The sequence below is a fragment of the Parachitinimonas caeni genome (assembly GCF_030129945.1).
Taxonomy (GTDB): Bacteria; Pseudomonadota; Gammaproteobacteria; order Burkholderiales; family Chitinimonadaceae; genus Parachitinimonas; species Parachitinimonas caeni.
In genome coordinates, this window is sequence record NZ_JARRAF010000198.1 from 1 (window position 1) to 420 (window position 420).

Annotated in this window: 1 protein-coding gene; it reads left to right on the top strand. The window is 53.3% G+C overall.

Going from position 1 to position 420, the window contains the following annotated elements; all coding sequences use genetic code 11:
* On the top strand, positions 1 to 420 hold a 420-nt coding region (locus PZA18_RS25810; protein ID WP_308447462.1), incomplete at both ends, for an RCC1 domain-containing protein.

Genomic DNA, 420 nt, shown 5'->3' on the forward strand with positions numbered 1-420 from the left:
AATCGGTTTTCGCTTTGTCGCATGACGGCGAACTCTGGCAAATGAGTTCAAATCCGAAGGTTGCCGCCAAACGATTGGGAACGGGCTATCAAGATATTATCTCTAGCTCATGGCATCAACTGGCACTTAAACAGGATGGCAGTCTCTGGGCTTTCGGAAATAATTCATCCGGACAGCTGGGAACAGGGACTGCTGATGGGCAAGATGAACCGGCTCTGGTGGGGACGGGATTTTCCGCCTTCGCGGTAGGTGAAACCTTTAGCTTGGCCCTTAAGGCTGATGGCTTGATGTACACCTGGGGTAGCGACGATTTCGGTCAGCTCGGCCTTGGGCGCCACCATCCCGATCCAGCCCCTGTCCGTCTACCTGGTCTGGATGAGTATCGCTTTGAGACCAAACCACAAGGTCCACTCAAAAACC